This is a genomic window from Acetoanaerobium noterae (assembly GCF_900168025.1).
GTDB lineage: Bacteria > Bacillota > Clostridia > Peptostreptococcales > Filifactoraceae > Acetoanaerobium > Acetoanaerobium noterae.
In genome coordinates, this window is record NZ_FUYN01000016.1 from 1 (window position 1) to 4,753 (window position 4,753).

Annotated in this window: 8 protein-coding genes; 4 read left to right on the forward strand and 4 right to left on the reverse strand. The window is 27.2% G+C overall.

What is annotated here, in order from left to right:
* Positions 1 to 104 precede the first annotated feature (104 nt).
* The 4 genes from B5X47_RS13560 (at position 105) to B5X47_RS13840 (ending at position 2,093) form a co-directional block, all read left to right on the forward strand.
* Entirely contained in the window at positions 105 to 965 is an 861-nt protein-coding gene (locus B5X47_RS13560; protein WP_079590853.1) for a DNA methyltransferase, read from the forward strand.
* Between the two features lie 21 nt (positions 966 to 986).
* A complete protein-coding gene (locus B5X47_RS13565; RefSeq protein ID WP_079590855.1) occupies positions 987 to 1,355 on the forward strand; it encodes a hypothetical protein in 369 nt (122 codons plus the stop codon).
* 43 nt (positions 1,356 to 1,398) lie between these two features.
* Complete coding sequence (locus B5X47_RS13570; protein ID WP_079590857.1) at positions 1,399 to 1,650, forward strand: hypothetical protein; 252 nt, start codon at positions 1,399 to 1,401, stop codon at positions 1,648 to 1,650.
* 302 nt (positions 1,651 to 1,952) lie between these two features.
* On the forward strand, positions 1,953 to 2,093 hold the full coding sequence (locus tag B5X47_RS13840; RefSeq protein ID WP_159446491.1) for a hypothetical protein: 141 nt from the start codon (positions 1,953 to 1,955) through the stop codon (positions 2,091 to 2,093).
* Positions 2,094 to 2,497: 404 nt separating this feature from the next.
* Here the strand turns inward: B5X47_RS13840 and B5X47_RS13575 are convergent, their stop codons facing one another.
* The 4 genes from B5X47_RS13575 to B5X47_RS13590 all read right to left on the reverse strand — a co-directional run bounded on the left by B5X47_RS13575 (position 2,498) and on the right by B5X47_RS13590 (position 4,088).
* A complete protein-coding gene (locus tag B5X47_RS13575) occupies positions 2,498 to 2,839 on the reverse strand; it encodes a hypothetical protein (protein WP_079590859.1) in 342 nt (113 codons plus the stop codon).
* Entirely contained in the window at positions 2,839 to 3,159 is a 321-nt protein-coding gene (locus tag B5X47_RS13580) for a hypothetical protein (protein ID WP_079590861.1), read from the reverse strand. Before B5X47_RS13580 ends, B5X47_RS13575 begins: the two co-directional genes overlap by 1 nt.
* A 171-nt stretch (positions 3,160 to 3,330) precedes the next feature.
* A complete protein-coding gene (locus tag B5X47_RS13585; RefSeq protein WP_079590863.1) occupies positions 3,331 to 3,867 on the reverse strand; it encodes a hypothetical protein in 537 nt (178 codons plus the stop codon).
* A 26-nt stretch (positions 3,868 to 3,893) separates the two neighbouring features.
* The gene (locus B5X47_RS13590) at positions 3,894 to 4,088 is read right to left on the reverse strand and encodes a hypothetical protein (protein ID WP_079590865.1); all 195 of its coding nucleotides are present in this window, start codon (positions 4,086 to 4,088) and stop codon (positions 3,894 to 3,896) included.
* Between the last annotated feature and the right edge of the window lie 665 nt (positions 4,089 to 4,753).

The window sequence follows — 4,753 nt, forward strand, 5'->3', positions numbered from 1 at the left end:
CCTAAAGGATATGTTAAGTACATTTTTTGTACTTTTCATATCCTTTTTTTATTTAAAAAAAGGGTCAACTTGACCCAATACTTTAAAAGGAAGGATTGATATTTGTGAAAAGTATTGTTAGCTATCAAGAAAGAGGTTTAGGAGGAAATTCTAATTATAGAGGGAACTGTTCTCCAAGACTAATTAAGGACCTTATTTCTCATTATTCTATTAATGAAATATCTGACTATATGTGTGGAAGTAATACTACAGCAGATGTTTCAAGAGAGCTAAGCATTAAATCAAATACATATGATCTAAATATGGGTTTTGATTTAATCAATGATGAAATAAAAGAGAGAAATGAGTTTGTCTTCTGGCATCCTCCCTACTGGGATATAATAAAATACAGTGGAAATATGTATGGAAAGCCACTTAAAGAGGACATATCGAGAATAAGCGATTATGAAGAATTTACAAGGTTATTAAATTATTGTATGCTGAAGCAATTTTATAGCTTAGAAAAAGGTGGAAGGATATCCGTTCTAATGGGTGATATCAAAAAGAAAGGAAAACTATATTCAATGCTACTTGATATTATCAAACCTGGGGATATAGAAAATATCGTTATAAAAGAGCAGCATAATTGTTTTAGTGATAATACCTCTTATAAAGGAAAGTTTATTCCTATCGTTCATGAATACCTTTTGATTTTAAAAAAGCCTTCAGATTTCGTTATAGACATTCAATATAATAGAAAGCAAAAAATCGATTTAAGAGATAGCGATACTATAACGTGGAAAGACTTGGTGGCTTTAACGCTTGAAAACTTAGGAAATAAAGCTAAATTACAAGACATATATAGTCTTATTGAAGGACATAAAAAATCTGAGAAAAATAGACATTGGAAAGAAAAAATAAGACAAACATTACAGACCTACCCTATTTTTTCAAGTAACGAAAAAGGTACATGGATTTTAATATAATTAAGGAAGGAATAAAAAAAGATGAAAAATATAAATCAACTATATGAAGTATATAATGAATTTTTAGATAGAGAAAATTTAGAAGAAGTATCGTTAGAGGAATTCAATAAATCTGATGTTATTAGTATTTGCTATACTAAAATTAATTCTGATTCATATGAATATGATTTAGAAATTAAATATGATATTTACAAAGAAACTCTGATTTCAAATGTATATAATGATTTTATAGACATAGAATTGAAAGAAAAAGAATCTATAAATACTATGATATATAATTTAGAAAGCTGTTCATTTGATGATTTTGTAAATGATGTAAATATTGATTTTGATGAGCTTGACAAACTTATGGAATTAAAAATGAATAAATTAAAAAGGAAATATGCTTAAAAATATAACATTATAAAATAACGCTATGAAAGGTTGATATTAAATGGATAAAAAGTACAATACAATTACAGATATGAAGGAAAATGGAGATTTTTTTATTAAGGGATTAGATATTGAAAATCCTGATAAGGAACTATTACAAAAAGTCATAGATAAATTAGCACAATATGAGTGTATGAATATTGTTGTACAACGCATGAGCGAAGAACAATCGAAAAAAGGCATGAGTGATGATGTGCGTGATATATATGAAACAGTTTTATATCTTTCGCCTTCCCTAGTAATAGAACCATAGTCCGATTAAAATCAAATTCAATAAAAGAAGTCAAGGACAGCGAAGCTGCAAAGTTTATCCTTGACTTTTTTTATTGAAAAAATATGCTATTTACTGTTCCCTGCCATAGCAGGGGACTTACTAGCAAAAAAGCAATAAATCTTTATTAATTATTTAACAACCACAATATATAGTATTTATCCACAGATTTTAAGTTTTAGTACACAATATATATCATTTGAATTGCAAAGACCTTAATCAACGGGTATAATTATTATAACCCTTAGCAATAAGGGACTCCTTCAGGAAAGGAGGAATTAGCAGTGAAGAATAAAAGACTTAAAAAAAAGAACAAAATAAATGAGCAGATACTTGCAATATCTACTCACTTGATTGCTATTGACGTGATATTCTCTCATATTGATGCAATAGCTGATTTTGTTCAAAAAGTACTATTAGCTTAGTACTGAAAAGTAGGAGCGATTGCCGTCGCTTCTATTTTTTTTGAACTATTTGAATTATACAGTGAAGAAATTATGAATAACTCACCTGTCATATTGTTATTATACCCTCAGTTGTAAAAAAAAATCAACACAAATTTGTCAATACTTTTAAGCCCCTCTACGTATCTTATAAGTAGTTACATTTTTTGCTATTTTCTGATGTAATTTAGGGATAGTGCTTTTCTGGCCCTAAATTATGAAGAATATAGCAGTATAGTGCGTTAAGATTTATTGTGCGAAGCACAAAGAATCTGCACTATTTAAAGACCCAATAGACAGACCCTAAAATGCGTTAGTGATTGAAGGAAGAAAAAAGTGAACTTCTTTTTTACTACGTAAAGCACGACCCTTTAGGGTAACGCCCTTTATTGTTGTTGTAATTCCAGAACAAACTTAATTACAATGTAAAAACTAAACGCTATAAATGTAGCAAAAATAAGATTCCAAAAAAGCATACATACAAAAATAACCCACTCTTTAAAATACTCAGGTATAATCTGTAAAGGTTCTATCTGATAAATTATATTTTTGCCTTTTAAAAAAGTAATTGCTCCAATTAACCCTACTCCTAATTTTAAAGGCATCATAGAAAATTTTTCTTCTTTCTTTTTATACTTATATGGAATATATATAGTAAAAAAAGAAAGAATCATGATAATAAAACCAAGTGTAGGAGTAGCTATACTATTATAATTAAGTGGCAGCATTAACTATCCTTCTCCATTTTTTTGACATTCTCTATAGCAGACTTTAGATGATATTCTAAGTTATTAACTAAATTCAAAGACTTAGACTGCTTATCGTATATTTCATTTTTCAATTTTTCTAATCTCTTTTTTTCAGACTTAATCATTTCATCTAAATTTTTAATTTCATTAATTCGTTTTGGGACTTCTTCAAAACAAAGATTAACCATATTTTCAAATTTCTGGTTAAATCCTTCCCCTTCTATACTATTTACATAATCATATACTGTTTTTGTCATTCTTACAGATTTCGATACATCTTTATTTTCCTTTTTTTTCATATATACTCCTTTATTTTAAACATTTATAAAAGCTTTAATCAAATTAAAAAAACCAGACATAATAAAACCAAATACAAAAAATGAAATGATAGATAAGAAAACAAGAGCATATTCTAATAATAATTTCTTAAAATTATTCATTACTCGCACACCACCAAATTTTTAATATTGTTAAATAGTCTGAGTATAATCTTCATTTCCAAGCATAAGATTTAATTCTTTAAGCCATTTTCTACATTTCTCGATTTCTTCCATTAAATTAGCATCACTATTCTTTTCAAGATAAGGTTTAGTAATTTCTTCTATTTCATCTATAAACCAAAGTTTTTCACCTTCCTCAAGCTTTTCTACTTCTTCAGTAAAATCTTGTGGATTGACTTCATAGTATTCCTTTTCATCAACTGCGGTCAAGAAATCGTCCACGTCATGACCCCAATCTAAGAGATAGTGCAACAAGGTGTCCTCATTCATCCATGAAAACCAACAACGCTCATACCACTGTTCAGCCCTGTCACGTTCGTCTGAACCATTGGAATACGTTCCACCTACTAAGTCCCCAATGAAGTTTTCTAAAAGTTCTCCTACTGATAAGCCACTTTTTCCAGCTAACTTACTTATTCTTTCACAATCAGCATCAGATAATTTAATTTTTATATTTCTTTCTTTTATAGTTTCTATTTCTTTCTGTTGTTCTTGATCAAATTTCATAACTTATCACTCTCCCCATACTAATACTATTTTTCAGAAACAGCTTTTAAAAGCTTATTTCTAAGGAGTCTATAACTATCTACATAAGTTTTAAATTCAAGATCGGTTAATTTGACATTGTTTTTACGAAATTCAATTTCTTTTTGCACTTCAAACTCGCTAACACTAGGTAAGATATCAAATATAAATTCTAGTTCCTGGATAGTTAAATCTAATTTCATAACAATCACTCCTTAATTAACACTATCTTACAAATTTAATTAACATACTTATATTATACAATATTGTAACTCAAAAATCAATATTTATAGGCAATATTTTTAATTTTTATTATATTTTGAGATACATTTATTATATAGTGCATTTTGACACTTTATTGACTAGATGTTATAATAATAACAAATATTTATTATTTATTTCTGCGTACGGATTAGCAACCGTAACTACGTAATAGTATTACTATATAAAAGCTTGTAATATGATTTACGCACATATTTAAAAGGATATTTCTGTTCTCCCCTATAATTGCAGAGAGTTATAGACAAGGATTCAGGAAAATTGAAAAAATATCGCTATGAATGAATTGATTCGGCAATTTCATTTATACTATCTAAAAAATATATGTTTTTAAAGTAATCATTTTCAAGATTATAAGAATTAAAGTAAAAAAAACAAAAAGATATATGATTAAGAAAAATTATTTAAGAAATTATGCTGAATAAAAAGATATTAGTATTAAAAAAGATAATAATTTCATTAATAATCAAAACATTAAAATCGATCGGACTTAAAAGAGGGTTTAATTACCCTCTTTTTTTTTATACTTCAAATATAGTTTGACACAAAAAATCATATTATATATAATTGAAGTAATATTTTATATATT